The sequence below is a fragment of the Novosphingobium sp. genome (assembly GCF_036803765.1).
GTDB lineage: Bacteria > Pseudomonadota > Alphaproteobacteria > Sphingomonadales > Sphingomonadaceae > Novosphingobium.
Genome location: NZ_DAIRTS010000013.1, coordinates 1 through 24,600 on the forward strand (window position 1 = coordinate 1; position 24,600 = coordinate 24,600).

The window sequence follows — 24,600 nt, forward strand, 5'->3', positions numbered from 1 at the left end:
ATCGAGGGCGGGGCTTCCGCGCGCGTGGTGGCCGCGGCCAGCGCCACATCGAGATCCTTGTTCTTGCGTGCGGCTTCGGAGAGCGCGTTCATGTCCACGCTGCCCGTACCGAGCGGCGGGCAAACACTGTCAGCCATCTGGCTATCCTTTCTTCGGGGTCAGAAGGTGTTGCCGCCGGGGCCAACGATCGTGAAGTGATCGTTCCGGGGCGTGAAAAACTGGACCAAGAACTGGATCGACGCTGAGCCGACATCGCGGCCCATGGCCCCGGCTGGCGCGACATCCACTTCCTGAATGTCCTGCACGATGCCGCCGATGGTCCTATCTGCGCCGATCGCGCCGACGACGTGAGCGAGGGCCGCCTGGTTTGCGCGGTTGATCGTACCGACGGCTCGGACCTGGCTGACTGATTCCACATCGATCTGCGCGGTGTGGAGCGTCATCCAGTTCTCGTCTGCCACATCAAATTTATAGGCGACGCTCGCGATGACGATGGTGTCGTTGGTCCCTTCCTCCAAGGCGACATCGCTGCTCTGACCGGTCAGAACCGTGAAACCGGAAAGTGCGGGCCAAGCGCGCAGGACGCCTGCGATCGCGTCTTCGACCTTGGCGATAGCAGGATCAGGCAACGACCTTCTCCAGGTTGAACGCCCAATGCCGGCCGTCTTCGCTGCGCACGATGTCGATCGGCTTGAAGACCAGGCCGGGCAGGGCATTGATGGTCAGGCGAGCAAGTCCAGTGGGTCGGGCGGGGCAAGTCGCGATCGGCAGCTCGACGCGGATGTCTTGGGCGATGACCTTGCCGGTCTGTATGTCCTGCTGCTGCTCGCCGAAATCGACGTACCCGCGCATCGGCAGTCGCTGCCCGCCGGGAGCGGCGTAGAACAGGCCATCGCCAAGAATGTCGGCGCTGCTGGTCGCCAAGTCATCCAGCATGTCCTCGAGGCGAGGGCCTGTCCAGGTCACGACGTCGGAGCCTCGTCGCTGCTCTCATTGGTGTTGGCGTCGCCATTCGGCCCGGTGCCGTCGGGCGAGGGCGGGCTGCTCGTGGGCGCAGCGGCCGGTTTGTTTTTGACCGCGGCCTTTCCAGCTTTCGCCGGGCGCCCGCCTCGCGCGGCCTTGGGCAGGACGGGCGGCGCATCGGCGGCGGCCGTGACATCTGCCTCGTCGAGATCGTCGGCAACCCAGCCCCGGCCTACCAGCACTTCGATCTGGTCTTCCGGCAGCGCCGGGTTGCGCGTCTCGAACTTGCTGTTCTCGGGGTCGAAATGCACTTGGCCGACGCCCGGCACGAAGTGGGTGCGGGCGCTAAGCGCCCGGACCCGGCGGAACCCGTCAGGGACCGCCATGTTACTTATTGCCCTGAAGCAGCGCTTCAGGGCGCGTGCAGATCGGGAGGCGGTGGGACTCGATTTCGACGTCGGCCCATTCCTCGCGATCCTTGTCGACCACGATGCGGCTGTACCATTCCTGGCCCAGCGTGTTGACGAAGCCGAACGTCGGCGCCGGCGCGAACGCTTCCTGGAACAGGTTGCGGACGCCGACCGGAATGAACTTCACCTTGTCGACGCCGATTGCCACCTTCGAATTGTCGTCGGTGCCGCGGTAGTTGACCCAGGTGACGCCCCAGGCTTCCACCGACTCGAATGCCGTGTCTTCGAGCAGCTTCGACGCCTTTTCGGTGTTCTTGTAGGTGTCCCGGTATTCCCCGTTTTCCTGCAAGTCGTCGAAGAAGTCGTCGCCGCACAGCGCCATGATCCGCATTCCTGCAGGAGCGACCCCGCCGAGCGCGCGAAGGATAGGGCGCTTCACATTGTTGGCGACGAACTTCTTGCAGCCAGTGCGGGCCGACCAGTTGAAGTCGATCTCGGCCGGCTGCGAGAACCCGAAGGTCTGGTAGTAATCGTAGATCACCGTGTCGTCGGCATCGCGCAGAACGCCGTCGATGCACGAGAGGTAGAGGCGCTCCTTGGTGGTGGAGAGGTCATCGATGATGTCCTGCTGCCGTTCGGCGACCTCCTTCTGCAGCGTCTTCAGTTCGGTTTCCGATCCGAAGGCGCGAATGCCCTGCAGCTGCTCCGCCGTGATGGTGCTCGCTTCCTCGATGCGGCGCACGCGCAGGTCACGGATGTCGCCCTTGTTGTTGGCGCGGCGAGTGCGCGGCGCGCCCGGCTCGCTCGTCTGGATGATGTTGAGGGTGTTACCCTTGACCTCGACCGCAACGGTGCGCGTGCGTACCGGCTTGGGGGTGAACAGGCCCAGGGTGCCGAGAAGACCGGGGATGGTCTGCGAGCGGCGAACGGCCTCGGTCAGCGAGATCGCCGAGAAGGCGTCCTGCTTGAAAACGTCCATGGTAAGCATGGGAACTCAGTCCTTTCAGAGTATCGACGCAGAAAAGGCGCCGGAGCCATGCCCCGGCGCCTATCGGGCGCTCGACGTTGCTTGGCTCAGCGCAGGATGATGCCGCGGCGCTTCAGGTCGGCAGTGCCCTTCGCTTTCTGGGTAGCGGTGATACCGCTCTTCCAGACCACGATGTCGGCGTTGTGCTCGCAGTTGCGCTTGTACGCGACGCCGCGCGCATCGGCCGAGGCGGCATTGACCGCGCCATAGAGGATGCCGGTGGCGATCTGCGAGCCATCGCTGCCGGCCGGATTGTATTCGACTTCCTTCTCGACGATTGCCGAGACGGTGACATCGAAGCCGTCGCCGACCACGAAATCCGTGGCCCCGTCGGCAAGCACACCCTTGATGTGTTCGGCAACGGCGCCAGCGCCGGCGGCCATGACGATGTCGCCCAACACCACGCCGTCCGGATCCTCCAGGCGGAAGGTGCCGTTGTTGGCGGCGGCAGCGATGCACCGCAGGGTGTAGATGCCCAGCTTGGCACCGAGCAGCAGGGGCGTGGTGCCGTCGAGGGTGAAGGTGCCGTTGCCGGTGTTGCCGCCCGACTTGGCAGCCGAGGCGACGGCGCCCGAGACGATCGTGGCCAGGATGGCGCACGACTTCAGGTTCTGGCCCGACTTCACGGTCACGGATTCGCGGCTCTGCTCGCCGGGAGCCTCGCTGATAAGCGATTCGGTCGGGTAAATGCCTTCGGTCAGGGTGGTCATGGAAAGGTCCTTCCTTCGGACTTGGGCTTACCGGCCGCGGCGCTCGCGGATTTCAGCGTGGATGTTGTCCCAGCCATGGTTGGCTTCGGCCTTGGGCTTGCCGCCGCCGGCATGGCTGGTGTCGGGATTGCCGAGCGACTTCATCGCCGCGAGCATCGCAGCCCCGGCGGCGGCGTCGCCTTCATCGCCGGCCGCCGACGGCGCGGCAGCGGCAAGCATGCCCACGATGTCGTCGGCGCTCAGCTTGTCGTTCGCCAGCATCTTGGCGGCGAGGGCTTCGCGCCCCGCGTAATGCTCGCTCGACATGACGGCGGTGTAGCGGGCACGCTCTTCAGCGCGAGCCTGGGCGACAGGATCCGTGGCGGCGGCCGATGCGCTCGAGTCCGGTGCGCACTTCTGGCATTTTCCGTCCTTCATCGGCTCGGAACACTTCGAGCACTTCTCGTCTTCGCCCGGCTCGCCCGGAGCGTTTCCGTCCGGTTCCATGTCGCTGGCGTTGGCGCCGGGGGCGGGTGCCGGCGCAGGCGCGGCGCCAAGCTGGGCAAGTAGGCCGGCCTTCTGCTCGTCGTTCAGGCTCGCCAGAATGTCGGTTGCCGCCATCTCGCCCAGCGCGACGACGGTGCCACTCGCAGAGCGCGCGAGCGCCTGCCGCAGCCCGTTTGAGGCTTCGGACATTGTCTTCTCCTTATTGAGTGTGTTCAGCGGGCGAGTTTCGCGACCGCATCGAAAATGGCCTCGGAGGAATCGACCGCATCGACGAGACCAAGGCCGAGTGCGTCGTGACCAGTGAACCAATCCCCTTCGAGACTCAGCACGGCCTTCTCGGAGATTGGGCGCCCCTCTGCGACGAGGGCGGCGAACATGTGCCAGGTCTCGTCGACCCAGGCCTGAAGCTTATCGACCGTTTCCTTGTCGGCGTGCTCGTAGGGACCGCCGCGCGCCTTGCGTTCGCCGGCTCGGATCATCGTCGCCTCGATGCCGCCCTTCTGGAGGCCCTTGGTCATATCGACCAGCATGGTCCAGACGCCGATCGAACCGGTAATGCCGGTACCCGTGGTCATGATCGCATCACAGCAAGAGGCGATTGCGTATGCTGCAGAGCATGCCATCTCATTGGCAAAAGCGATGATCGGCTTGCCACCACCTCGCGCGCCCATGCCACGCAACTTTCGGCAGAAATCGAAGCACCCGGCGACCTCACCGCCGCCGCTATCGATCTCTGCCAAGACGGCGCCGACCTCTTCGTTGGCTTGGGCATCAGCGACGATCCGTTCGATCTGATCGTAGCCCACCATTCCGGAGTAGGGTTCGACGCCGCCGAGCTTGTGCACCGTCGTTCCTGAGATCGAGACCGTCGCGACCCGATGGCGAACTTCGTACATATCCCGCGCCGTCTTCGGCTTCGAGTACCAGCCGTCGTCATCCATCGCCATTTGGCGCAGCTGCGAGGCGCCGAGCGAGCGCCCGTCGATCGTGTCCAGCTTGGCGATGCCAAGGCGATCGACGAGGGCCGCGCAGAGCATCTCGGCTTTCTCAGGCCGCAGCATCAGGGGCGCGTTGAAGAGGCGACCGGCAACGTGGGCGAACTTGCTCATGCTTCGGCTCCTGCCATTTGCGCCGGATCCTGCGGCTGGCTGTCGGCGCCCTTTCCGCCCTTGAGCGGCACGAACGGATCGAGCCCCATGCGTTCGCGCAGGCGCTTGTCACGAGCTTGGCCCAGCAGAACCCGGCGGTGGTCGACGCCGTTGTCGTCGCCAATCATGCCCAGATTGGTCGTGCCGGCGTTCATCTCGTACTCGTTGGCCTGCGCTTCCTTGAGAGGATCGACGGTGCCGCGGCCAGGGCCCTTCCACTCGCACATCGTCAGCTCGTCTCGCCACCGGAAGAACGCCAGCGGCCCGCCCGGCACCTTCACTCGGCCGATGGCGACAGCTTCCTGCAGCCACGCGGCATAGACCGGGGTGCAGAAGCGAGTGACGAACTCGTAGCGATCGTGAAGCAGACCGCGCCAGATCTCGTTGAGCATCGCACGGGCAGAGGAATAGTTGATGTCGGACCAGTCTTGGAACACTTGGGCATAAGACAGGCCGAAATTGGCCGCCATGCTGCGAAGTCCGGTCTTCTGAAACTCGGGGTAGTTGGCACTTGGGCGCTCGGCGCGCGCGAAAGTCAGCTTCTCGCCGGGCAGCCCGTGAATGATTCGGACGCCGTCGACCTTGACCGAATTCTCCATCCGGTAATTGAGCTGCTTGTCGAAAGACCAGGCATCGTCGCTGCCCTCGGCACCTGTCGGCGCCTGCATTGCCCCCTGCACATCGCCAGTGGGGAAGGGGCTTTCCATGAAGCCCGCCATGACGGCGTTGAGCAGCGCCGCTTCCACTTCAGCGTCATCGTAGCGATCGAACATTTTCATGCGCTTGATCGCGGCTACAAAGCGGCTGATGCCACGGCGCTGGCCGCCAATGTTGCGCTTGAAGGCATGGACCGCGACGGGACGCCCGGTCTTGTCGTAACGCGGAACCCGCTCCCACCGCATCGTCTCGGCATCGGCACGGCCCCACTCGGCCGGGTGCGCGCAGCGAATGTGGTAGGCGACTGGGTAGCCATCGGGGTGGATTTCGACGCCGCCGATGACACGGTTTCCGTTCCCCAGCGTCATGTTATCGGCCACCCCGTCGGGGTTCGACAGCCGATCCGGATCGATGACCTCGACGCAGGTCTGGTAGTTTGCGCCGCGCTCGAGCAACTTGACCACGCCAAGCGCGTCGCCATCGGTCCACCAATGTCGATAGGCGGTCTCCACCACACCACCGAACGTCGTCGTCATTTCGACGTCGGCCGTGAAGCGGTGGTTCTGTGCCCAGACCCGGAACTGCTCTTCCGTGTTGGTGGCCCAATCGTCGGCCCATTCCGGGCTTTTGCCCATAACCTCGAAGGCGGGCTGCGCCTCGAGCCGGATCTCCGGTCCGACGACCGTCTCGGCGCGGCGGTCGATCGCCCCGGCGATAACCGGATGGTTGCGCGCCATGTCACGCGCCCGGTCCTGCACCTTGTCCCGGTTGTCCAGAATGTCGGTGTTCACCCAGGAATGCGGGGGGTGCCACGAGGCCATTTCACGGCTGCTCGCCCGGCCGGCATCATAGGCGCCCCACCGGCCGGTGCCGCCGGTGGCCAATGCCATCGGGCGCTTGCTGGCGCCGAACTGGCGTTGATAGTCTTGCGGCTGCATCAGAAGAACGTCCCGATCGCGCGCCGGCGCGGCTTGCCGTTCTCGGCGGCTTGGGCCTGGGCCAGGTCCTCTTCGCGGCGCTGGATATAGGCATCGAGTTCCGTAAGCGTCATCACGGCGAAGCGCATGAACCGGTTGCCGCGGCCAGCCTGCTCGACCATCTTGCCCGTCGCACGCTGTTGACGCGCGGCGTAGAGGTCGGTCAGCTCCGACTGGATCTCCGCGGCTGACTGCGCCATCAATCGTCTCCTTCCAGTGCCTTGTGCTTGGCGAAGAAGCCCTTCGGCTTCGGCTCATTCGTTCCCGCTCGTGGCTGCGCCGCTTTTGCCTCGACCGCTGGATCACCTCCTTCCGAATGGAGGGAAACCGGACGTGCCCATGGCGGGAACTTTGCCGGGTCATCCCAGCAAATACCTTTCCGATCCGGCTGCAGCATCAGGCGGCCGGCTTCGGTGTAACCGTAAAGATCGAGCGTTTCGTTCGGCCCATTTCGGACCCAACTGCCGTCGATCAGAACTTCGTTGAACAGCTCCTGGTAGGCTGCGTCCGGCGTGTTGAGCGCGAAGTAGCACTGGCCGGGGCTGCCATCCTCGATGGCCAGGTCAGCGACCGTATCTTCCTTCAATTTGTGGACGCCTAGGGTGTGGAGAGTGACCACCGGCAACACTGGTTTGCCGTTGCTGTCCTTCGAAATCTTGGCGGGCGCCGGCGGCAGCGGCTCCGCAGTGGCTCTGGTCGATCCCTTGATGCAGCGCAGTTTCCTCCAGGCAGCCCAGCGCATGCCGTCCATCCGGCGGGCAAACTCGTAGGCCTTCCATGTGTGCTTGCCGCTCGATGCGTCGATCGTGACCACCGCCGGCCGCAGCGCCAAGCCGGGATCGGATTGCAGCGGGTAAAGCCGTTCGATCTCGTCGGCCAGAACCTGCCAGTCTTCCTGCGAGTGGGCCGGCGCAATATCGCGCAGGACGGGCCCGTCCCACCGCTGCCGGATCGTACGGCGATCAATCAACCATGACCGTCTCTGCAGATCCCAACCTCGGGCGAGGATGTCGAACTTGTGATCGCCAACGTCGATCGCAACCGTGATGAAAAGCACGCCATCGGGCACTTCACCCATGCGGTAGGCGACCGGTTCGGCACCATCCCGCGCGTGCGCCAGGTCCTTGGTCCGCATGCTCAGGTTCTGGGCGTCCAGGCCCTGCGCTTCCCCGGCGCCCTCGAACACCTCGCCGAAGGTGCGAACCATGACCTGCTTGAGCTTGTCGGTCTTGCCGGTGCGATCCTTGTGCTCGATCGCCCCTTCAAGTTCCTTGGCTAGCTCGCCCAGGCCGACCTGCTTCGACATCAGGACGTGGATCCAGAAGCCCCAGGTCTTGCTGCGGTTCGGATCGCCAACAATGCCTGCGCGAATGTCGAGCGCTTGGCCCTTGTGCATGTAGCGCCCCTCATCGACCATTTTGGCACGCTGCGTCTCGTCCAGCCCGGCACCGCAATGAGGGCAGGCCATGCACGCCGTACCCTCTGCCAGTGCCAGGCGCTCATCGAGCGGCGTGCCTTCAGGGGCCTTCGTGTAGCCCAGCCGGAACCGCCGTACTTCCGGCCAATACTTGGTCGGGTAGGGCGAGGCGTGGTCGCCGCATTCCGGGCACTGCATCACGAATATGCCCTGCGTCGAGAGCGTCCACGCCTGGGCTATCCCTCCCGTCCACCCGATGTCGGGGTGCGCGCAAGCATAGATCAGGCGGTCATTGCCCAGCATGCGCTGGCGCTGCCGGCCCTGCTCCAGGAAGTTGGAGCGGAAGTCTCGGTGGTAGCTGTCAGGCTCATCGAAGACGATGTAGGCGGCCTGCCGGTTCGTCGTCGTTGCCTTGCCCATGACCATCAATTCGAGCGTGGCACCGGCAACCCGTTTCATGGTTTTCTTGTTGTCGCTGGCCGATGTGCCCAGCCGGCTCGCCACGCCGCTGTGGTCCTCGAACAGCGGCGTGAGCACTCGGTCGGCATAGGACCGGACTTCTCCCGGCCCCGCCAGATACCACATGATATCGCCAGCCGGTCCATTCTCGAGCCGCTTCAATGCATGGTTCTCTGCTACGACCGTGCCGCCGCAGCGACCCGGCTTCGGCGCGATAATCTCAAGAATCTCGGGATCATCATGCGCGTCCATGATCGGCACCAGGTACGGCGTCAGATCCTTGGACCAGTTTGTCTTTGTGCCATCCGGCTTCCGGATGACGCGGCGGCTCTCCGAATATTCAAGCGTTCTGAGGCTTTCGCGCGGCAGCAGGCTATCCAGCTTGGTATTGGCCAGATCGGCCGGAGCCCTGCAAAAGCCATCTGCAGCCAGCACTCGTGCCTGCTCAGATAGCTCCTGCCTGGATAGTACCCGCACGGTTTTCCTCGATGAAGCGCTCGGCCTCACCGTGGACTTCGGTTGCAACCGCGCGCAGGTGTTTGTCGATTTCCGCCCGTACCTGGGGCGGCAGCTTTCCATTCGGATCCATGCGGGTGCGCACCCCCATGATCCCCTCCACCACGCGCCGGTTGTAGCGGTCGATGAAGTCGAGCATCTGCTCGGTCGGCGTGTATCGGCCTTGCTTTTCCTGCGCGGCCACCACGGCCAGCGTCAGGTTCACCAGATCCTTCGTCTCAGCCAGGCTGGGCGCGGCCTCATCCGGCGAAAGGCTGACGCCGATCGCCCTGCTGATTTCGCGGCTTTTGCGCGCCTGTCCGTCCCTCTGGCTCTTCATCGCCTTCAGGATGATGCGCACGGTCGGGGCCGGCTTAAATTCCCACTCGATTCCGTTGCCGCCGCGGACGACAGCGCCAGAAGCTTCAAGCTCGTGGAATTCGTTGCACCATTCGCGCAACGTCGGCCAACTGACGCCCAGCACCTCACACATCGGGCGAGAGGCCAGGACGCTGCCCCTCGGAATTTTTTTCGCACGTTCGCTGGCGGCTTCCAGTTTGGCGATGCGGGCGTTGATGCTTGTTCCTGGCCTACCCATCAGAAACCCCTGATTTCAGCCGTTTGCCGGAACGAAAAAGCCCCGCATGTGGCGGGGCTCTGTTCGTTGGGCATACCTGTTCCGTCGGCACAAATGAATCGATTTTCTCCCCGTGTCAAACGCCAATGTCCTCTTTTCGTTCCTCTAACTCCACCTTGGCAGTTTCGATGTGCGACAGCAGGTCTTGGCATGCTGCCAGGAAGCGCTGGAATTCTTGGCCATTGCGGCACCGAATGAACCGTCGTGCGCGGCTGAGCGGCATATCGTGGAGAACGATCGAATCGAACATCTTCAGCAAGACTGGCGCCACGGCTGCCGACGCTTGGCGGAACGCGTCACGGGCCTCCGCTTCGCGTTGCTGGATCGCCATCGGAGCCTGACCCATGCCACCGCCGCCGCCGGTGTTTCCGGTGAGACTGATGTGGCTCGAATTGACGCGGCCGACGAGGCCCGCGGCTTCCCACGTGTCGCGGTACCACATGCAGGCGGCGACTTGATCGTCGTTCATCCTGCCGGCCGACCAGAACTTCATCACCATCGGCACGCTGACGCGGCGATATGCCTTCACCGTTCGGACGGTCCCATCTTCCAGGCGGGGCGTGAAGGTCCGGACCGGACCTTTCGACATCCATTCGGGCGTCGGATCGATGATGGCCTCGCCAATATTGACCGTCAGGCCGGACGCCACATCAAGCTCCGCCGCCTTGCGATCCTGCTCGGCGATGCGCTCGGCCTTGTCGCGCTTGATGAGATCGGCAACGCGGGCCTTCTCGGCGGCGATCCCCGCTGGCTCGGTAACGCCGACCAAGCCCGCATCGACGAATTTCTTGCCGATCTCCCCGCTGACGCGCTGGAGCGAAACGGCCTCGAAATGCTCGATGAAGGCCTCTTCATCGGGTGCTTTGGTGTTCTCGTTCATCGTCGACCCCCTGGGTATTATGCTCGCTTGCCGTACTTCTTGTCTGCGATCGCGTGGATGAGCTGGCGCTCAAGGCCATCCATCTTCTTCAGCTGCTCTGGGAAGAGCACGACGATCCCATGGTGGACCCAGGCCTCGCGCGCCGCCTTCGTTGCGCCGTTAGGATCCGGTTCCGCCATAAGATGCGCGAAGCGGGTCAGGCTGGTGCGGCCCCGGCTCACAGCAAGCCCTCCGCCTGCCAGCCGGCCACCAGCTGGCGATGTTCTTCGACCTGCTCGTCGCTCATCCAGAGAAAGTCGGGCCTGGCCCGATATGCTCCGTCCTTCAGCAACCAGAGATGGCCAGCTGTGACGGCGTGACGCTTCCACTTGTCGGGGAGGGCGTCGATCTCGGCCTGCGACAGCTCGCCCTTACGCAAGGACCGCATGGCATCCTCGAACCGCGCCTGCTTCTCGCGCTTGATCCTGCTGCCGGCGATGTCCTTGGCGTGGCGCTGCTCCGCGGCGCGCGAAGTCCATTCCGCGATGATTTCGTTGCACTCAGCCACGGTGGGAAACCACTTGAGCCGGTCGATCGATGCGCTCCAGAGATGGTCGATCGCTTCCTTGGGGTGCTTCGACAGCTTCAGCACGTACTGGCGAAGCATGACGGCGCTGCTGACCGCGTCCTTCCCCTGACGGGGGAGAGCTGCCATCATGGCCATCAGCGCTTTATCCAGGTGCTGCGGCGGGCACGCCTCAGGCTGAATAGCCGGGCAGGAAATGACCGCCTCCAGCTTCTGCATCATCCCATCGTCCAGCCTCTCCGGAAGGGTCCGGATCTCCCGCAAGCCCCAGACGCTGCTGGAGGATGGCCATTGCGGCATCCGGCTCGTGGCGGCGGTCAGTTCTTGCCCGGTTGCTTCGGTCATATGCGCCCTCGATGAGCTTCAAGAAGGATTTGGGTTGCAGCAGGAAATCCAGGTCGGCTTTCCAGCCTCGGTCGTTCTCACCCCGCAGGAACCGGGATCGCATGATCGCCCTGATCGCGGCCCTGAACCCTTCCTCACCGTGTTCCCGGATCAGCTTGGCAGCGTGGCGACGCCGAGCGTCGGACAGCTTCGCGGCCTTCGGCAGGTCGATTTGGACCGCTGCGCGGTTCCACATTTCGAGCACCTGCTGCGGCCCGAATTCGCTTCCGAGCGGAACTTCCTCGCGTGCGGGTAGAATATCCGGGTGGGTATGGGTGGGGGGGTTAGAGTTTTTCTCATTGGGGGGGAGGGAAAGGGCGACCGGCGTGACGGGTGTTGCGCCGCCGTTATGCTCAGCGTCACACCCACCGTCACTTTCAGCGTCACGCGTGACGTCACAGACCGTCACAACCCCTGTTTCTTCAGCCTTTTTCTTCTCGCGGTAACGCTGCTGGCGTAACGCCCCGGCGGAGCGCCTCCGCGCTTCCGAAACAGGCATAGCGGCCATTGCTTCAGCCAAAGCGGCATCACGATGCTCGATCGCGCGCACTGCAATCAGAATGGCCTCAAAGGGCGCTCCGGCCTTCGCCATCGCCTCCATGAGTTCGGACGTTGTCATGGGCACCGCCCGTGCCATTCGCTGGGCAGCCGATCTGACTTGCTGGAGTTGCATGGGATGCAGCAGGCGACGAGGTTGCTATCCAGATTTGAGCCGCCACGGCTCAACGGAATGATATGGTCGACGCACATGACCGGGTCGCTCGCCAGGCAATAGCCGCAGGTATAGTGATCGCGGCGCAAGACTTTCGCGCGTAATTCTAACCATTCCTCATGCGGGAGCCTGGGGGTTTGGGGGCCGGCGTATCCCCATCGCTCAAGCGGTCCGGAAGGCTTGGGATGCCTTCGCCGATCGTCAAATTGAATTCGTGGGGCATCGCACCCAGCTGCCTCCATATCGGCAATGGCTTGCACGAGTGCGCTGCCGGTCACACCGGCTGCAATGAGATGTTCGACGGCCGCCGCAATTACGCCCATGGCGGATCACCATGATCGTCGATCAATGCGGCCCGCTGAGCCATGTCCATGCGAGCGGCCTTAGCTGCCTCAGCAGCTGCCAAGTCGGTGGGGAAGGGATCAGTCGAGTAGGCCAAAGATCGACCGCACGAGCAGATCAGATGCCAGCGCCAGCCGTCATGATGCCGGTGCACCTCAAAAGGCGCCGGAATGTTCACCGTTCCCGCCTCCTGAGATCGTAAGCATGATCAGCATTTCGGCTCAGCTTCCCACCGCGCTGCCAGAACACCACGCGCTGCCGTATGCCGGTTGCTCCGCCCGTCTCGAGAACGACGCCGCGATACAGCCCCCTGTGACGATGCAGATCCACCACCGTCAGGCCATTGACCGTCTTGCGCCCCTCCAGGCGTTCTTCGTCTGGGCAGCAGCCATCCTGGCGCTGGTCGATGTCAACGGCCATTGGCTTGGCCCTCCAGAAGGGCGCGAGCGTCAGCGGCCGACATATGCCGGCGCAGATGACGGAATTTGGTGCGGAGGTGATCCGGAATGTCAGGCCATGCCCTGGGCCGTCGGCCCTGTCCCGTGAAGGGCAGACCGTATTCCCGCGCGGATTCGTGCACCACGCTGTAGCTCACCCCGAAGTGTGCCATTGCTTCGCGTCGCGACATTCCGCCCCGCAAGGCTTCGGCGATCGCCTTGCGACGCCTCGTCCGCGCCACATGCTCCATGACCACCGGCCCGCGCATCATACCGCCCCCGCCACTGGCAGTTGCGCCATCCAAGGCATGAACACCTGCTCGCGCAGGCAGGCATAGGTCAGGATCCCCAGCGCCTCCGCATCGTCGTGGCGCTGGGGCTTCAGCCCAAGCTGGTGGCAACGCTGCAGCGCCATCTGCTTGAGGTCGGGCGACTTCGTGCCGCGCGGCATGCGGCCGAGAAACTCTCGGCGCCAGCGCGCCTGATGGACCCAGGTTAGACGGACGCTCATGGTGTGGCAGAACAGCTCGATGGACGCGCCCATGCCGATGGCGGTCCAGATGTTTTCGGCCTGCGTTGCCACGGTGCCCGGCAGCAGGTTGATCGGCTCTTCGGCGAAAACCTGCTCGAAGCCGAACACGGAATGCGCGTCGAGCATCGCCTTGTAGGTGTTGTAGAAGATCGAGCCGCGCGATGAGTATTCGCTGGCGATCCGATCCCAGACCCCGTGATGCGGCTTCACGTCGCCTGCGCCATAGAAGGCCCAGCCGGTGTTCCGCTTGCTCGGGTCCAATGCAAAGATTTTGGTCATGGTGTACCTCGCGTCATCAGGACAGTGGAGGGGACGGGCCCCACCACCGCCGCTGGGATGCGAGGGTCACTTGGTCTTGCCGGCATCTTTCATGGCTTTGACCGCCGCCGCGCCGCTCCCGTATGCGGGCTCGGCCCCATCGTCCTTGGCCTTGCGCGCCTTGCCGCGCCCGGCCTGCTTGTTGAGCTCTTCCGGCGTCGCCTCGAACGGGTTTTCGGTGCCGATCGGGTTGGGCACAGTATTGGCTGCATCCGTCAGGTCGGTTTCGGTGCCGTCTGCCACCGGAGCATCCGCTGCCGGCACGACAACCAGGTTTGGCCGCGGCTTCGCCTGGGCGCTGGGAATCACCGAAGTCCCGGCACTGCCCTGTGCCTGGTCGACGAGATCCGCAGCGATCACGCCGATGCCGAGCTTCTGCAGCAGGCCGTTCAGCGCGCGCAGCTGGACATCACGCTTGGTGTCTTCTTCCTCCGCGAGGCGGAAGCAGAAGCGCGCGATCGAGGGGGGAATGTTGCAGTGCTTCTTGATAGCCTTGTAGGCCGTGGAGACTTCTTGGGCATGCTCGCCCACCTTGGAAATCGCCGGCTTGATGTCTTGGCGGTAAAGGCTGACGGCCTTGTCGAAGTCCATCGATTTCAATTCGCCGCCGCTGTCGTGGTCGTTCTTCTTCGGTCGGGCCATCTCGGCCTCCTTCTGCAAGAGGGTTCGGGGGAGAGGCTTTCACCGCGGACCCTCGGGAGGTCCGATCCAGCCGGTGCTGCAATGGGGTATCGCCTTCCCACAGCCGCTCTTTGACGCGCCCCCGCGCGCGCAGGATCTCAGGTGATGGCGTGTCGGCGCGTGCCGGCGACCACTTCGTTGCGCGGTCGCAGCACGATTTTGTCCAGCGCGGCGACGGTGTTCATCCGTCGCGCCTGCGCAATCTCTTCTCTCTTTGCCTGCGCCGCGGCACGACGCGCAGCCTTACGGGCGTCAGCATCCGCGGACGGCTGAGCCAGCCGCGCATCGCGAGCTTCGATCTCTTGTGTCAGCTCGAAGACGATCGCCCGCTTGTCATCGACTTCCTGGTACGCTTTGGCCAAGGCCTGCTGCAGGTTGCTGACGTGGATCTGGCTCGTATAGTGCTCGGCGCGCAGCGATCGGTTCTGCCGCCGCGCTTCGATCAGCCGGCCGGTTCGGAAGCTGGCGGCGAGAGTGAAGCCGACAGCTGCAGCGCTCACGACGTAAAGTGCCATCATCGTTTGGCTCCTTCAGCTCTTGTGCAAACTGGAAAGGGGGAGAAGGCGGGCGATCATTTCGTCGGCCGCCTTGGTCGTGACAGGCTCTTCGGTGTGATCGATGCGGCCATCCTTCGCCGCCTCGCCGATCACGCTCAGACCGGGCAGAAGGTCGGCGACTAGGTTGCGGATGTCGCCCTCTTCGACATCGTCGATCCGCGCCGCACCGCCGTAGCCGATCAGCGCCAACAGGCCGTTCACATGCGAAGTCCCCATGGCGTAGCAGAGCGACAGGGCGACGCCGGCGCCGACCTTGCGCCGCCCGCCGTCAGTTTTTCGGATGGCGTCAAGAACGGACGTGGTGATCCCGGCTGCCCGGGCCAACTCGTCACGCGTCATCGCGCGCTCGACGTTGATGACGCGGTGGATCTGCGACCGCAGCCATTCCTGAAGCCGCTCGTCCGAGACAAGCCCATCAGTTGAGACGTTTTTGCTCTGCAACATGGTTTAGTTCGATCCGAAGAAGGAGTGATTGGAATGGAAGCGGGGACGGCAAATTCGTGGAAGGAGATCGCCGCCCCCGGCCCGTGGTGCGACCCGTCGGGCTGTGCTAAGCGGGCACCTGCTGCTCGACAGCGGGTTGGCCGCTGCCAGGCGGGAGCCATATTTCAGTTGGAACGCGACCGTTGGTTGCCCGCTCGATGCGGTGAGCCATATCCAGCGAAGGCCGCAAAGTGCCGGCGCAAAACCGAGAGATCGTGGCGGGGGAGGTCTGAACGCGATTGGCGAAATCAGACTGCTTCTCACCAGTCTCGTCGAGGTAGGATCTGAGGTCGGTCATGGAGCGTAAATTTACGCATGACGCAAATTTGCGCAATAAGAAATTTACGCACTGGGGCATGGAAAATAGTTGCGCAGCGCGCAATCGAGTTCTGATGAAGCGAATCGGCCTGATCCAAGCGCGAAAGCGCCTCAAGCTCACTCAGGAGAAGATGGCTGAGCGGCTGGGCATATCCATTGCCCAGGTGTCACGCTGGGAAACCGGCGATGATGGGATCCCGAGCCATCGCGTTAGCTCCATATGCGAAGCCTATGGGGTGACGATCGCTGAGATCTTCAATGCCGACGAGGCAGTGCCGGAAGCGTCTCCCCCTGAGAGTAACGCGAGGGTAGTTCATTTCGAAGGGGCATCGAATGAGCGCATGCACCAAGACGTTCCAATTCTCGGCACTGCGCTCGGATCAGATCGAATGGTGGATGATCTCGCAGTGGAGCAAACGTACCTGTACAGCGACGATGTGATTGGCCGAGCAAAGCGGCCAGTCGTGTTAGATGGCCGGGCTGATGTGTATGGCATTTACGTTCAAGGCTCATCGATGGACCCCGCATTCGAAGACGGACAACTGATCTTCGTAGAAGGACGTAGGCAGCCCCGCGTCGGTGAGTACGTGCTGGTTTATCTGCGCCGTAATGGTGGGGACCAGGAAGGCGATGATGGCGAGTCTGCCCGGACCGTGCTTGTTAAGCGCCTGACGAAGCGATCGGCTTCATTCTTGGAGCTTGAGCAGTTTAATCCTCGCGCGAAGTTCACAGTGACGACCGCCGACGTTCTGAAATACCATCGGGTAATTCCTTACACTGAACTGCTCTCATAATCGGAGAAGGAAATGCGTCTGCTGGCTGCTGGACTCGTATTCGCCTTTTCACAACCTGCGGCAGCTCAGCCGAAGTTGGAGATTTGGCACCATCTTGCAGTCGGAGACACCCCCGAAGAGGTGTCGCAGAAGCTATTGTCCGAGAATGAGATAAAATCAGTCAAGGTTAAGCGGGTGAGCCGGACCGGGGACGTACATCTCGATATAAAATATACGGGTTATGGCATTCAGGTGCTCGACCAGACTTTTCAAGTTACGCCAGTCTTTGAGAAGGGTGTGCTTCAGCGAGTTACCCTGCAGACGCAGTCTGTCTGCGCTAACTATGCCAGGCAACAGTTCAGACAATTCGCGCTGATTCTGAGTCAAAAGTACCCGGAAACGCCGGTCAAATTCGGGGTGTCGGACGAGCAGCAGGTTTCAGACGCATACGCAAACGGGACCGACGAGCATCCAGCCATCGCAGGGCGAGTTTTCCGCGGGAATGGCGTGACCGTGATGTACCGCCAGTCATTCACCAGAGCGGTCTGGCCACTCCCGGCCTACGTCGCCCCTCGCGCTGCTCCGTTAGCCGGAGCGCTCTTGGGGTACTATGGCGATGAAGCGCGGGCATGCGAAGGAACCGGTATTCATCGCATGGTCCACTCGATCGATTATCTGGCCAATGAAGATTTTGACGCGGTTTCTAACAGGCTGATGGATGTTCGGGCTGCAGAAATTTCCGCAGCGAGGAACGCGCTCTGATGTCGGAGCCGCAGAAATTGCGGGTTACGTAAAAAATAGTCTTGCGCAAATTTGCGCATTCCGTAATTTCGTCTTCAGCAATCCGCTGGAGGCGACATGCATTCCTACACCCCACAGACCCACCGGGAAGACCAGGCCAAGGCTTCCATAAAGCGCGCTCACGATACGCTCTCGGCCGAGCGCGCGGCCGATCCGAAGGCTCATGAAGAGGCAGCCGCGCAGTCGCGAGAGCGGGCGGCGCGCTACCAGCGCATGGCCAAGGGTGGCCGGGCATGAGCGCCGTCGCCACCGCCGAACCGGTGATCGAAACGACCCAAGCCGAGGTTCTGCCCCCGGCGACCGACATCATTCAGGCCGTTTTCGACAACCCTGAAATTGCGCTGCTAAACCCCGAGCGCCGCGCCGCGTTCGTCGCGAAGGTTCGCGAGGCATCGCGGATCGCCGAACCGGACGCCGGCACCGCTAAGGGCCGTGACGAGATCCGGAAGGCGGCATCGAAGGTCACGCGCACCAAGACGATGCTCGATCAGGCCCGCAAGGACCTGACCGCTGAGTATCGCAAGAAGACGGCCGACATCAACGAGGCAGGCAAGGTTGTGGTCGACCAGCTCGATGCACTGGCTGACGAAGTGCGCCTGCCGCTGACTGAGTGGGAAACGGCAGAGAAGGCGCGCGAACAGCGCTGCACCGAGATCCTGACATGGCTGCAGAATGCCAGCGTTGTCGGGATCGCCGAGACATCTGCCGACATTCGCAAGCGGGGCAATCAAGCGTTCGGCCTTGAGATCACGAAGGCCGAGTTCGGCAAGCGCTACGACGAGGCCTTAGCGCTGAAGGACGTCGCCGTGATGGCGCTGCGCGTGGCGCTAGAGACAGCCATTCAGCGCGAAGACGAGCAGGCCGAATTGCAGCGCCTGCGCGAGGAAGCCGCTGCGCGCGCTGAGCAGGACCGTATCGAGCAGGAGGCGCGCGAGGCCGAGGCCGCCGAGGCTAAGCGCAAGGCAGACCAAGAGGCCTCTGAAGCCCTTGAGGCCCAGCGTATTGAGAAAGCGAAAGCAGATGCTGCCGACGCCGAACGCAAGAAGATCGAGGCTGCAAAGCAAGCCGAGATCGATGCGGCAAACGCCCGTGCTGACGAAGCCGAAGCCCAGGCCAAGCGTGTTCAGCAGCAGTCTGAATATGCTCGCAATGTGATCCAGCATTGCCGCGATTGCGCCAGGGGTTTTATCGGCGGGCAGCCTTATCCGTTTGCCCTTCTCCAGCACGAGCTGGAGCACAAGGTTCGCGTTTCGGAAGAGGATTTCGGCGAATTTGCAGCTGAGGTCGAACAGGCTCGCAAGGACGCACTCGCTGACCTGATCGAAACCAAACGCCGCGGCGATGAAAAGCGTGCCCTGGAGCAGGAGAAGGCCGAGCGCGAGCAGCAGGCCGCGGCTGAGCGCGCCGAGCAGGAACGCCGCGAGCGCAGCCGCAAGCATCGCCAGTCGGTGATGACTGCCATCAAGACCAAGCTGATCGAGGTCGCCTCGATCGACGAGGGCCAGGCCACCGCCATCGTCAAGGCGCTGGTCGGCGGCCAGGTTCCGCACTCAATGGTGGAATTCTGACCGTGGCCGTCAAGAACCCTTTTGCCGAAGACTTCGATCCGGCCGCCACGCCTCCGGCGCCGGCGTCCCCGCCGCCTTTCCCCTTTGGCGGCGGGGACAACCTTTCGCCCTTCGATGAGGGATGGGTAGAGCCGGAGCCTGCTGCATCGGTGAAGTTGCCGCTCATAACCGAGCCCGGCGCGTATCCCGACATCGATGGCGACCTCTACCACCGGGTCGAGATCTGCGACGCCCCGTCGATCAGCTCCACGGGTTTGAAGCTGATCGAGGAAAAGAGCTGCGCGCACTACTGGCACCAGTCTCCGCTCAATCCTAACCGACCCGTCCAGGAGCAGAAGACCCATTTCAACGTGGGGAAGGGGGTTCATGACCTGCTTCTGCTTCAGGGCCTGTTCCCGAAGCACTACCTGATCCTGCCGGACGGCTACGACGGCCGGTTGGCGCGGTGGCGGGACGCGAAGGACGAGCGCGCCGAGGCGATGCGATCCGGTGTGCCGGTGCTGAGCGCTGAGCAAGCGCGGCTTGTCTATGCGATGGCCGAGCAGGTCGAACGAGATGAGCTCGCGAAGGCGCTCATCGTCTCCGGCATCCCGGAAATGACGCTGGCCGCCAAGGATCCCGAGACCGGCGTTTGGATCCGCTCCAAGCCCGACATTCTGCCTGACACCACGGACATCATTCCCGATGTGAAAACGGCAATCTCGGCGCACCCGGAAGCGTTCGAAAAGGCGGCGACGCGCTTGGGCTATTTCCAGTCGGCTGCCCACTACATGGACATCGTCGACCTGCTTTACGGCCCTGCCGGCGGGAAGCGGCGCTTCGTTCTGATCGTGGTCGAAAGCACGCCGCCGCATCTCGTGCAGATCTACCATCTCGATGACGAAGACATCCAGATGGGCCGGATGCTCAATCGCAGCGCGCTGAACAAGTTCGCTCGCTGCCTGCGGACCGGCGTCTGGCCCGGATATTCGACGGCCGAAAGCCCGATCCTGCCCCTTCAAATGTCGCCTTGGGCAAAGGCCCAGATCAACCGCCGCATCGATGCCGGCGAACTCTCGTGGGAGGGCTGACATGCTCCTTTTTTTCTTCGACACCGAAACGACCGGGCTCCCCGAGTTTCGTCTTCCGTCCGATGCCCCCGAACAGCCGCACCTAGTGCAGATCGCCGGCATGCTGACTGACGAGGTCGGCAATATGGTCGACGAGTGGTCGACCTTGGTGGCGCCCGGCGTCGGCGCAGTTATGCACCCCAAGGCTTTCGAGGCGCATGGCATCTCGCTGGAGCGCGCCTGGGATGAGGGCGTCACCCTTGCTGACGCCTGGGATCGTTTTGTCAGCATGGTCGAAGCGGCCAACGGCGTGATCGGCCACAACGTGCCGTTCGACATCCGCATCATGCGGATTGCTGGATCGCGCGCCACTGGCATCAAGTGGGACTGCCCGCTGCCGCATCGCTGCACGATGAAGATGGCTACGCCGATCATGAACCTTCCGCCGACGGAGCGGATGCGGGCGGCCGGCTTCCTCAAGCCCAAGGCGCCCAATCTCACCGAATGCATGCGGTTCTTCTTCGATGAGGACCACAGCCAAGCCCACGACGCCCTGGCCGACGTTCGCGCCAGCAAGCGGGTCTATTTTGCCATCAAGGAAAGGCTCGTCCGATGAACGCCGTCACCCCTCAGCAGATCCACCAACAGGCAGGCCGCGTACCGGTCGGCAGCCAAGCCACCAACATCGAGCAGGCCCGCGCCATTGCCGAAGTGCAGGCGATGTTCCTGGTGGCAAAGCAGGCGCCTCGCGACGAAGGCCAAGCGATGCAGCGGGCTATGGCTGCATGCGCCGAATTCTCGGTAGCTTCGCGGGCCTTCTTCTCGTTTCCCCGCGGCAACGAGAGCGTAACCGGCGAGTCAATCGTCTTGGCCACCGAACTCGCTCGGTGCTGGGGCAACATCGATTACGGCATAATGGAACTGGCCCGCGATGACGGTGCCGGCCACACCGAAATGCTGGCATTCGCCCGCGATCTCGAAACGAACACGAGATCGAGCCAGACCTTCATCGTGCCGCACGCTCGCGATACGCGCAGCGGCAAGCGCGCGCTCACCGACATGCGCGACATCTACGAGAACAACGCCAACAATGGCGCGCGCCGGCTGCGCGAATGCATTTTCCGCGTGCTGCCTTCGTACGTGAAGAATGCCGCCGCCGATCGCTGTCGGGAGGTCCTCGAGCGCGGGCAAGGCGATGTTCCGTTGCCGCAGCGCATTGCCCACGCGATCGAGGCATTTGCCGGAATCGGCATCAATCTCGATCGGCTGATCGCCAAGCATGGCGCTACCAGCAAGTGGACAGGCGTCGAGATCGCCAACTTGGAAATTGCTTTCCGGTCAATCAAGCGGGGCGAGAACAGCGCCGACGAGGCATTCCCGCCGGTTGAAACGACCTCAGCGGTCACGGACGAGGTGCGCAAGTCCGTCGCGCGCAGCAAGGGCGCCAAGGCTAATGACGCCAAGCCGGATGCTGCACCCGCCAATGCGGCGCCTCAGCCAGCCCAGCAGGACCTCGGTTGGATGGATCACTCCACCCGCCTGAGTGACGCGATCTTCCTGGCCGGCGATGAGGCTGCCCTGAAAGCCGTCGAGGATGAATTCCTCTCGCTCGCCAGCACGTTCCCCGAAAAGGAACGCGCGGCCATGCAGGCCGAAATCGACAAGGCCTTCAAGGCGCTGGTCGACTGAAATGGCACACGGGCCCATTCCAGCTCTGCCACCGCTCGACGCGCCGGACGATATTGTCACGGCGGCGCGGGCAAACTGCGCCCAGCGCAGCCGTGACCGCGGCGACCACGAGACGGCGGTCCGCTTCGAACAGGGGCTTCAGGATCTCGGCTGGGCATTCCGCCATGAGGTCATGAAGCTGCTCGCCGAGCGAGGGCAGGGCGCGTGACATGCCGCTCCAGACCAATCCTGGTCGGCTGCCTGACGACTGCGTCATTCTCGACGAGGAGGGCAACGTCACCGGCTTCCACAAGGTGCATGTCGTCACCTTCCGCGGGTTCAGTACCCGCGCAGCTGACCATGCACCGTGGCCGGCGGGCGGGGGCAGGCCGCCCACCAATTGGGCGATCAGCACGCCACCCCACGATTCCGACATCCAGTTCTACGAGGTCATCTGACTATGACACGCGAACAACTCGATATTCCGCTCATCATCTTTGCCGCGGTGGTGGTGGTGTGCGTTCTGGCGGCCCGTGCTTGCGCATTGCTGGGCCTGACCTGGCTCGAAACCGTATCTGCCGTTTGCTTCATGCTGGCTTTCGGTGCCGCCGCTGGCTTCGTGATCCGGGCATATCTGCTGTGAGCGGGCCCGCATACGCCAACTGCGGCAAGCAGGTCCTCCGCAATGGCGATCACTTCATCGACGCCAAGGATCCAGATGTCGCCGGCGCCCTGACGCTGCTGCTGAACCATGCGCGCGTTGCGGTGTGCCCCGGCCTGCCGATCGAACAGGTCGAGCGGATGAAGGAGGTGCTTTGGTCATGAAGGGCCTCGTTGTCGACAATTTCGCCGGCGGCGGCGGTGCCAGCACCGGCATCGAAGCAGCTCTTGGCCGCGCGGTCGATCTCGCGATCAACCACGACGAAGAAGCGATCCGCATGCACGAGGCGAACCACCCATGCACCATGCACATTCGCAACAACATCTGGCAGATCGATCCCCGCGACGCGGTGGCATCGCACCCGTCGGGTTTGCGTAAGGTTTCGCTCGCGTGGTTCTCGCCGGACTGCAAGCACTTCTCCAAGGCCAAGGGCGGGAAGCCCCGCGAGAAGTCGATCCGCGACCTTGCCTGGGTCGTGGTGCTGTGGGCGCAGCGCGTCCGCCCGGACGTGATAATGCTCGAAAACGTCGAGGAGTTCCGGACATGGGGCCCGCTTTGCGAAGAGGGTCGTCCGATCAAGGAGCGTGCCGGCGAGACATTCGAGCAGTGGTGCAAGGAACTGCGGAAGGCCGGCTACAAGCTCCAGTTCCGCGAGCTGCGCGCCTGCGACTATGGCGCGCCGACGATCCGCAAGCGGTTCTTCATGATCGCGCGCTGCGACGGCCGGCCGATCGTCTGGCCGGAACCAACTCACGGCAAGCCAGGGTCTCCCGAGGTTCTTTCCGGCAAGCGCAAGCCGTGGCGCACGGCGGCCGAGATTATCGACTGGTCGATCCCATGCCCGTCGATCTTCGAGCGCCCGAAGCCGCTGGCCGAAAAGACCCTGCGCCGGATCGCACACGGCATCATGAAGTTTGTGGTCAACAACCCAGCGCCGTTCATTGTGCCGCTGACGCACCACCAGGCTGGCGCCCGCGGTACGCCGATCGACCAGCCTGTGCCAACTGTCACCGGGGCCAACCGTGGCGAGCATGCGATGGTGACGCCCTATTTTGCGCGAACCGCGCATGGCGATGTCAGCAAGTCTGGCAAACGGCGGGGGCAGCCGTGTCATGGGCCGGAAGAGCCTTTCCCGACCGTGACGCAATCAGGGGATAGCGCCCTGATCGTCCCGCACATCACCAAGTTCCGAAATGGAGCAGTCGGCCATGGCGCAGACGAGCCTCTTGCGACGGTCACCGCCAACAGCTTCGTGAAGCGTCCTGGGGGCGCTGCGCCACTCGGCGTGGTCGAGGCCGAACTGGCGCCGATCGTGACCTATGCCCAGCAGGGTGGCGCGAACCGTTCGGCTGAGAATCCGCTGCACACCGTGTGCGCCAACGCCAAGGACCAGAACTGCGTTGCCGTGACAAAGCTGATGGCCGCTCACATTGAGCAGGCCAACGCTGGCCCGAACAACGAAGCGCTGGCCGGACGCGCGGCGGATACGCCGCTCTCGACCGCTACCGCGTCAGGAAGCCAGCAGCGCATCGTAACGTCGAACCTCGTGAAGCTGCGCGGCACCAGCGCCGCGCACATAGAGGCGAGCGCGAAAGGCGCCGACGAGCCGCTCGGAACAGTCAGCGCCAAGGGCAACCACATGGCCGAGGTCCGGGCCTTCCTGCTGAAATACTATGGCACCGATCAGGACCCGCGCCTTGACGATCCGCTCCACTCGGTGACCACGAAAGACCGGTTCGGCTTGGTCACCGTCACGATCACCGGCGCGGAATACGTCATCGTCGACATCGGAATGCGGATGCTCACCCCGCGCGAGCTCTTTGCCGCACAGGGCTTCCCGGCCGACTACATCATCGACCGGGATGCCCAGGGTCTGTCCGTCACGAAGACGGCTCAGGTGGCCCGCTGCGGCAACAGCGTATGCCCTCCGATCGCCGAAGCGTTGGTGCGCGCGAACATGGCGCACGAGATTGAGGCACTGGGGGTGCAAGCCGCATGATCGCGTTTACACACGGCATACGCGCCGCGAGTTGCAGTTCACTGATTATTGGCTGCCCACTCGGCAAACTCCGCAGTTTTGGCGAAATCCTGCAATTCGGAAAACCCGAAGATCTTGTCTTCCGCGACTGCGTGATAGCGCCATTCATTGGCCGGGTCGTCGCGGAGCATCTCCGCAATCGCGAAACCAAGCGCAATGGAAGTTTCCGGCAACGGAACAATCTGCGCGTTGCTCGCCGAACCCTGCGACAGCTTCGCATCCGGCACGCGGACCAGCTTCACCTGGGTATCGAAGAAAGAATCGGTCATGGCTGATCGCCTCATCATTTTCAGCGCGCCGATGGTGCGCGCCCTGCTCGACGGGCGCAAGACCCAGACCCGGAGGCTTCTTCCTCCTGATCCGGTCGCGGGTCTCTTAGGAGGTCTGAAGCAATGACTGGAATTTCGCAGTGGGTCCACGAGCGTTGGAGCTCACTTTGGCGCTTTA

General features: G+C 63.3%; 36 protein-coding genes. 13 read left to right on the top strand and 23 right to left on the bottom strand.

Translation table 11 applies throughout. The features are described from left to right. Positions 1-158: 158 nt before the first annotated feature. From V7Q48_RS10185 to V7Q48_RS18290, 22 genes are all read right to left on the bottom strand, one after another. Positions 159-629, bottom strand: a complete 471-nt coding sequence (locus V7Q48_RS10185; protein ID WP_333837934.1) for a hypothetical protein — start codon at positions 627-629, stop codon at positions 159-161. After that, positions 622-924 carry a hypothetical protein gene (locus V7Q48_RS10190; protein WP_333837935.1) on the bottom strand — a complete coding sequence of 101 codons (303 nt, stop codon included), beginning with the start codon at positions 922-924 and terminating at the stop codon, positions 622-624. Before V7Q48_RS10190 ends, V7Q48_RS10185 begins: the two co-directional genes overlap by 8 nt. Before the next feature lie 38 nt (positions 925-962). Next, the gene (locus tag V7Q48_RS10195) at positions 963-1,349 is read right to left on the bottom strand and encodes a hypothetical protein (RefSeq protein ID WP_333837936.1); all 387 of its coding nucleotides are present in this window, start codon (positions 1,347-1,349) and stop codon (positions 963-965) included. A gap of 1 nt (position 1,350) precedes the next feature. Beyond that, positions 1,351-2,361: a major capsid protein gene (locus V7Q48_RS10200; RefSeq protein WP_333837937.1), complete on the bottom strand. Its 1,011-nt coding sequence runs from the start codon at positions 2,359-2,361 to the stop codon at positions 1,351-1,353. Positions 2,362-2,447: 86 nt separating this feature from the next. Further along, on the bottom strand, positions 2,448-3,110 hold the full coding sequence (locus V7Q48_RS10205; RefSeq protein WP_333837938.1) for a head decoration protein: 663 nt from the start codon (positions 3,108-3,110) through the stop codon (positions 2,448-2,450). Between the two features lie 27 nt (positions 3,111-3,137). Then, positions 3,138-3,785, bottom strand: coding sequence for a hypothetical protein (locus V7Q48_RS10210; protein WP_333837939.1), 648 nt, complete (start codon positions 3,783-3,785; stop codon positions 3,138-3,140). Positions 3,786-3,808: 23 nt separating this feature from the next. Next, the gene (locus V7Q48_RS10215) at positions 3,809-4,705 is read right to left on the bottom strand and encodes a S49 family peptidase (protein ID WP_333837940.1); all 897 of its coding nucleotides are present in this window, start codon (positions 4,703-4,705) and stop codon (positions 3,809-3,811) included. Further along, the gene (locus V7Q48_RS10220) at positions 4,702-6,285 is read right to left on the bottom strand and encodes a phage portal protein (RefSeq protein ID WP_333837941.1); all 1,584 of its coding nucleotides are present in this window, start codon (positions 6,283-6,285) and stop codon (positions 4,702-4,704) included. The genes V7Q48_RS10215 and V7Q48_RS10220 overlap by 4 nt, the downstream gene beginning before the upstream one ends. A gap of 53 nt (positions 6,286-6,338) precedes the next feature. Further along, a complete protein-coding gene (locus V7Q48_RS10225; RefSeq protein ID WP_333837942.1) occupies positions 6,339-6,578 on the bottom strand; it encodes a hypothetical protein in 240 nt (79 codons plus the stop codon). Beyond that, positions 6,578-8,689: a terminase gpA endonuclease subunit gene (locus V7Q48_RS10230; protein WP_333837943.1), complete on the bottom strand. Its 2,112-nt coding sequence runs from the start codon at positions 8,687-8,689 to the stop codon at positions 6,578-6,580. The genes V7Q48_RS10225 and V7Q48_RS10230 overlap by 1 nt, the downstream gene beginning before the upstream one ends. Positions 8,690-8,699: 10 nt before the next feature. Continuing rightward, complete coding sequence (locus V7Q48_RS10235) at positions 8,700-9,347, bottom strand: hypothetical protein (RefSeq protein WP_333837944.1); 648 nt, start codon at positions 9,345-9,347, stop codon at positions 8,700-8,702. 115 nt (positions 9,348-9,462) lie between these two features. Next, positions 9,463-10,266, bottom strand: a complete 804-nt coding sequence (locus tag V7Q48_RS10240) for a hypothetical protein (RefSeq protein ID WP_333837945.1) — start codon at positions 10,264-10,266, stop codon at positions 9,463-9,465. Between the two features lie 17 nt (positions 10,267-10,283). Further along, complete coding sequence (locus V7Q48_RS10245; RefSeq protein ID WP_333837946.1) at positions 10,284-10,487, bottom strand: hypothetical protein; 204 nt, start codon at positions 10,485-10,487, stop codon at positions 10,284-10,286. Next, a complete protein-coding gene (locus V7Q48_RS10250) occupies positions 10,484-11,053 on the bottom strand; it encodes a hypothetical protein (protein ID WP_333837947.1) in 570 nt (189 codons plus the stop codon). Before V7Q48_RS10250 ends, V7Q48_RS10245 begins: the two co-directional genes overlap by 4 nt. Next, on the bottom strand, positions 11,004-11,834 hold the full coding sequence (locus V7Q48_RS10255) for a hypothetical protein (RefSeq protein WP_333837948.1): 831 nt from the start codon (positions 11,832-11,834) through the stop codon (positions 11,004-11,006). The genes V7Q48_RS10250 and V7Q48_RS10255 overlap by 50 nt, the downstream gene beginning before the upstream one ends. After that, complete coding sequence (locus V7Q48_RS18285; RefSeq protein WP_442947121.1) at positions 11,831-12,250, bottom strand: HNH endonuclease; 420 nt, start codon at positions 12,248-12,250, stop codon at positions 11,831-11,833. Before V7Q48_RS18285 ends, V7Q48_RS10255 begins: the two co-directional genes overlap by 4 nt. A gap of 193 nt (positions 12,251-12,443) precedes the next feature. Then, a complete protein-coding gene (locus V7Q48_RS10260) occupies positions 12,444-12,689 on the bottom strand; it encodes a hypothetical protein (protein ID WP_333837949.1) in 246 nt (81 codons plus the stop codon). A 285-nt stretch (positions 12,690-12,974) separates the two neighbouring features. Then, the gene (locus V7Q48_RS10265; RefSeq protein WP_333837950.1) at positions 12,975-13,517 is read right to left on the bottom strand and encodes a hypothetical protein; all 543 of its coding nucleotides are present in this window, start codon (positions 13,515-13,517) and stop codon (positions 12,975-12,977) included. A gap of 66 nt (positions 13,518-13,583) precedes the next feature. Continuing rightward, positions 13,584-14,147, bottom strand: coding sequence for a hypothetical protein (locus V7Q48_RS10270; protein WP_333837951.1), 564 nt, complete (start codon positions 14,145-14,147; stop codon positions 13,584-13,586). Positions 14,148-14,335: 188 nt separating this feature from the next. After that, on the bottom strand, positions 14,336-14,755 hold the full coding sequence (locus tag V7Q48_RS10275; RefSeq protein WP_333837952.1) for a hypothetical protein: 420 nt from the start codon (positions 14,753-14,755) through the stop codon (positions 14,336-14,338). 12 nt (positions 14,756-14,767) lie between these two features. After that, a complete protein-coding gene (locus V7Q48_RS10280) occupies positions 14,768-15,238 on the bottom strand; it encodes a hypothetical protein (RefSeq protein ID WP_333837953.1) in 471 nt (156 codons plus the stop codon). A 106-nt stretch (positions 15,239-15,344) separates the two neighbouring features. Beyond that, positions 15,345-15,635, bottom strand: coding sequence for a helix-turn-helix transcriptional regulator (locus tag V7Q48_RS18290; protein ID WP_442947122.1), 291 nt, complete (start codon positions 15,633-15,635; stop codon positions 15,345-15,347). Between V7Q48_RS18290 and V7Q48_RS10285 the strand changes: the two genes are divergently transcribed. The 12 genes from V7Q48_RS10285 to V7Q48_RS10340 all read left to right on the top strand — a co-directional run bounded on the left by V7Q48_RS10285 (position 15,574) and on the right by V7Q48_RS10340 (position 24,114). Then, positions 15,574-16,389: an XRE family transcriptional regulator gene (locus V7Q48_RS10285; protein ID WP_333837954.1), complete on the top strand. Its 816-nt coding sequence runs from the start codon at positions 15,574-15,576 to the stop codon at positions 16,387-16,389. The genes V7Q48_RS18290 and V7Q48_RS10285 overlap by 62 nt on opposite strands. A 12-nt stretch (positions 16,390-16,401) precedes the next feature. Further along, a complete protein-coding gene (locus V7Q48_RS10290; RefSeq protein ID WP_333837955.1) occupies positions 16,402-17,130 on the top strand; it encodes a hypothetical protein in 729 nt (242 codons plus the stop codon). 96 nt (positions 17,131-17,226) lie between these two features. After that, positions 17,227-17,406 (top strand): hypothetical protein, encoded by a 180-nt coding sequence (locus tag V7Q48_RS10295; protein ID WP_333837956.1) that lies wholly within the window; start codon positions 17,227-17,229, stop codon positions 17,404-17,406. Beyond that, positions 17,403-18,737 carry a hypothetical protein gene (locus V7Q48_RS10300; protein ID WP_333837958.1) on the top strand — a complete coding sequence of 445 codons (1,335 nt, stop codon included), beginning with the start codon at positions 17,403-17,405 and terminating at the stop codon, positions 18,735-18,737. The genes V7Q48_RS10295 and V7Q48_RS10300 overlap by 4 nt, the downstream gene beginning before the upstream one ends. Before the next feature lie 2 nt (positions 18,738-18,739). After that, positions 18,740-19,807, top strand: a complete 1,068-nt coding sequence (locus tag V7Q48_RS10305; RefSeq protein ID WP_333837960.1) for a PD-(D/E)XK nuclease-like domain-containing protein — start codon at positions 18,740-18,742, stop codon at positions 19,805-19,807. Further along, positions 19,779-20,402, top strand: coding sequence for a 3'-5' exonuclease (locus tag V7Q48_RS10310; RefSeq protein ID WP_333837961.1), 624 nt, complete (start codon positions 19,779-19,781; stop codon positions 20,400-20,402). The genes V7Q48_RS10305 and V7Q48_RS10310 overlap by 29 nt, the downstream gene beginning before the upstream one ends. Then, entirely contained in the window at positions 20,399-21,475 is a 1,077-nt protein-coding gene (locus tag V7Q48_RS10315; protein ID WP_333837962.1) for a hypothetical protein, read from the top strand. Before V7Q48_RS10310 ends, V7Q48_RS10315 begins: the two co-directional genes overlap by 4 nt. 1 nt (position 21,476) lies before the next feature. Further along, positions 21,477-21,683: a hypothetical protein gene (locus tag V7Q48_RS10320; RefSeq protein ID WP_333837963.1), complete on the top strand. Its 207-nt coding sequence runs from the start codon at positions 21,477-21,479 to the stop codon at positions 21,681-21,683. A gap of 1 nt (position 21,684) precedes the next feature. After that, the gene (locus tag V7Q48_RS10325) at positions 21,685-21,912 is read left to right on the top strand and encodes a hypothetical protein (RefSeq protein ID WP_333837964.1); all 228 of its coding nucleotides are present in this window, start codon (positions 21,685-21,687) and stop codon (positions 21,910-21,912) included. 2 nt (positions 21,913-21,914) lie between these two features. Next, entirely contained in the window at positions 21,915-22,097 is a 183-nt protein-coding gene (locus tag V7Q48_RS10330) for a hypothetical protein (protein ID WP_333837965.1), read from the top strand. After that, positions 22,094-22,279 (top strand): hypothetical protein, encoded by a 186-nt coding sequence (locus V7Q48_RS10335; protein ID WP_333837966.1) that lies wholly within the window; start codon positions 22,094-22,096, stop codon positions 22,277-22,279. Before V7Q48_RS10330 ends, V7Q48_RS10335 begins: the two co-directional genes overlap by 4 nt. Beyond that, positions 22,276-24,114, top strand: a complete 1,839-nt coding sequence (locus V7Q48_RS10340) for a DNA cytosine methyltransferase (protein WP_333837967.1) — start codon at positions 22,276-22,278, stop codon at positions 24,112-24,114. Before V7Q48_RS10335 ends, V7Q48_RS10340 begins: the two co-directional genes overlap by 4 nt. A 38-nt stretch (positions 24,115-24,152) precedes the next feature. On the opposite strand, the gene V7Q48_RS10345 is transcribed toward V7Q48_RS10340, so the two are convergent. Continuing rightward, positions 24,153-24,422 carry a hypothetical protein gene (locus tag V7Q48_RS10345; RefSeq protein ID WP_333837968.1) on the bottom strand — a complete coding sequence of 90 codons (270 nt, stop codon included), beginning with the start codon at positions 24,420-24,422 and terminating at the stop codon, positions 24,153-24,155. Between V7Q48_RS10345 and V7Q48_RS10350 the strand changes: the two genes are divergently transcribed. After that, on the top strand, positions 24,421-24,549 hold the full coding sequence (locus V7Q48_RS10350; protein WP_333837969.1) for a hypothetical protein: 129 nt from the start codon (positions 24,421-24,423) through the stop codon (positions 24,547-24,549). The genes V7Q48_RS10345 and V7Q48_RS10350 overlap by 2 nt on opposite strands. Positions 24,550-24,600: the final 51 nt, after the last annotated feature.

Coding starts and splice junctions, on each gene's coding strand:
- V7Q48_RS10195 (WP_333837936.1), bottom strand. CDS start 1,349: ATGGCGGTCCCTGACGGGTTCCGCCGGGTCCGGGCGCTTAGCGCCCGC.
- V7Q48_RS10200 (WP_333837937.1), bottom strand. CDS start 2,361: ATGCTTACCATGGACGTTTTCAAGCAGGACGCCTTCTCGGCGATCTCG.
- V7Q48_RS10205 (WP_333837938.1), bottom strand. CDS start 3,110: ATGACCACCCTGACCGAAGGCATTTACCCGACCGAATCGCTTATCAGC.
- V7Q48_RS10210 (WP_333837939.1), bottom strand. CDS start 3,785: ATGTCCGAAGCCTCAAACGGGCTGCGGCAGGCGCTCGCGCGCTCTGCG.
- V7Q48_RS10215 (WP_333837940.1), bottom strand. CDS start 4,705: ATGAGCAAGTTCGCCCACGTTGCCGGTCGCCTCTTCAACGCGCCCCTG.
- V7Q48_RS10225 (WP_333837942.1), bottom strand. CDS start 6,578: ATGGCGCAGTCAGCCGCGGAGATCCAGTCGGAGCTGACCGACCTCTAC.
- V7Q48_RS10235 (WP_333837944.1), bottom strand. CDS start 9,347: ATGGGTAGGCCAGGAACAAGCATCAACGCCCGCATCGCCAAACTGGAA.
- V7Q48_RS10240 (WP_333837945.1), bottom strand. CDS start 10,266: ATGAACGAGAACACCAAAGCACCCGATGAAGAGGCCTTCATCGAGCAT.
- V7Q48_RS10250 (WP_333837947.1), bottom strand. CDS start 11,053: ATGATGCAGAAGCTGGAGGCGGTCATTTCCTGCCCGGCTATTCAGCCT.
- V7Q48_RS10255 (WP_333837948.1), bottom strand. CDS start 11,834: ATGACAACGTCCGAACTCATGGAGGCGATGGCGAAGGCCGGAGCGCCC.
- V7Q48_RS18285 (WP_442947121.1), bottom strand. CDS start 12,250: ATGGGCGTAATTGCGGCGGCCGTCGAACATCTCATTGCAGCCGGTGTG.
- V7Q48_RS10260 (WP_333837949.1), bottom strand. CDS start 12,689: ATGGCCGTTGACATCGACCAGCGCCAGGATGGCTGCTGCCCAGACGAA.
- V7Q48_RS10265 (WP_333837950.1), bottom strand. CDS start 13,517: ATGACCAAAATCTTTGCATTGGACCCGAGCAAGCGGAACACCGGCTGG.
- V7Q48_RS10270 (WP_333837951.1), bottom strand. CDS start 14,147: ATGGACTTCGACAAGGCCGTCAGCCTTTACCGCCAAGACATCAAGCCG.
- V7Q48_RS10275 (WP_333837952.1), bottom strand. CDS start 14,755: ATGATGGCACTTTACGTCGTGAGCGCTGCAGCTGTCGGCTTCACTCTC.
- V7Q48_RS10280 (WP_333837953.1), bottom strand. CDS start 15,238: ATGTTGCAGAGCAAAAACGTCTCAACTGATGGGCTTGTCTCGGACGAG.
- V7Q48_RS10285 (WP_333837954.1), top strand. CDS start 15,574: ATGGAGCGTAAATTTACGCATGACGCAAATTTGCGCAATAAGAAATTT.
- V7Q48_RS18290 (WP_442947122.1), bottom strand. CDS start 15,635: ATGCCCCAGTGCGTAAATTTCTTATTGCGCAAATTTGCGTCATGCGTA.
- V7Q48_RS10290 (WP_333837955.1), top strand. CDS start 16,402: ATGCGTCTGCTGGCTGCTGGACTCGTATTCGCCTTTTCACAACCTGCG.
- V7Q48_RS10295 (WP_333837956.1), top strand. CDS start 17,227: ATGCATTCCTACACCCCACAGACCCACCGGGAAGACCAGGCCAAGGCT.
- V7Q48_RS10300 (WP_333837958.1), top strand. CDS start 17,403: ATGAGCGCCGTCGCCACCGCCGAACCGGTGATCGAAACGACCCAAGCC.
- V7Q48_RS10310 (WP_333837961.1), top strand. CDS start 19,779: ATGCCGGCGAACTCTCGTGGGAGGGCTGACATGCTCCTTTTTTTCTTC.
- V7Q48_RS10315 (WP_333837962.1), top strand. CDS start 20,399: ATGAACGCCGTCACCCCTCAGCAGATCCACCAACAGGCAGGCCGCGTA.
- V7Q48_RS10320 (WP_333837963.1), top strand. CDS start 21,477: ATGGCACACGGGCCCATTCCAGCTCTGCCACCGCTCGACGCGCCGGAC.
- V7Q48_RS10325 (WP_333837964.1), top strand. CDS start 21,685: ATGCCGCTCCAGACCAATCCTGGTCGGCTGCCTGACGACTGCGTCATT.
- V7Q48_RS10330 (WP_333837965.1), top strand. CDS start 21,915: ATGACACGCGAACAACTCGATATTCCGCTCATCATCTTTGCCGCGGTG.
- V7Q48_RS10340 (WP_333837967.1), top strand. CDS start 22,276: ATGAAGGGCCTCGTTGTCGACAATTTCGCCGGCGGCGGCGGTGCCAGC.
- V7Q48_RS10350 (WP_333837969.1), top strand. CDS start 24,421: ATGGCTGATCGCCTCATCATTTTCAGCGCGCCGATGGTGCGCGCCCTG.
- V7Q48_RS10345 (WP_333837968.1), bottom strand. CDS start 24,422: ATGACCGATTCTTTCTTCGATACCCAGGTGAAGCTGGTCCGCGTGCCG.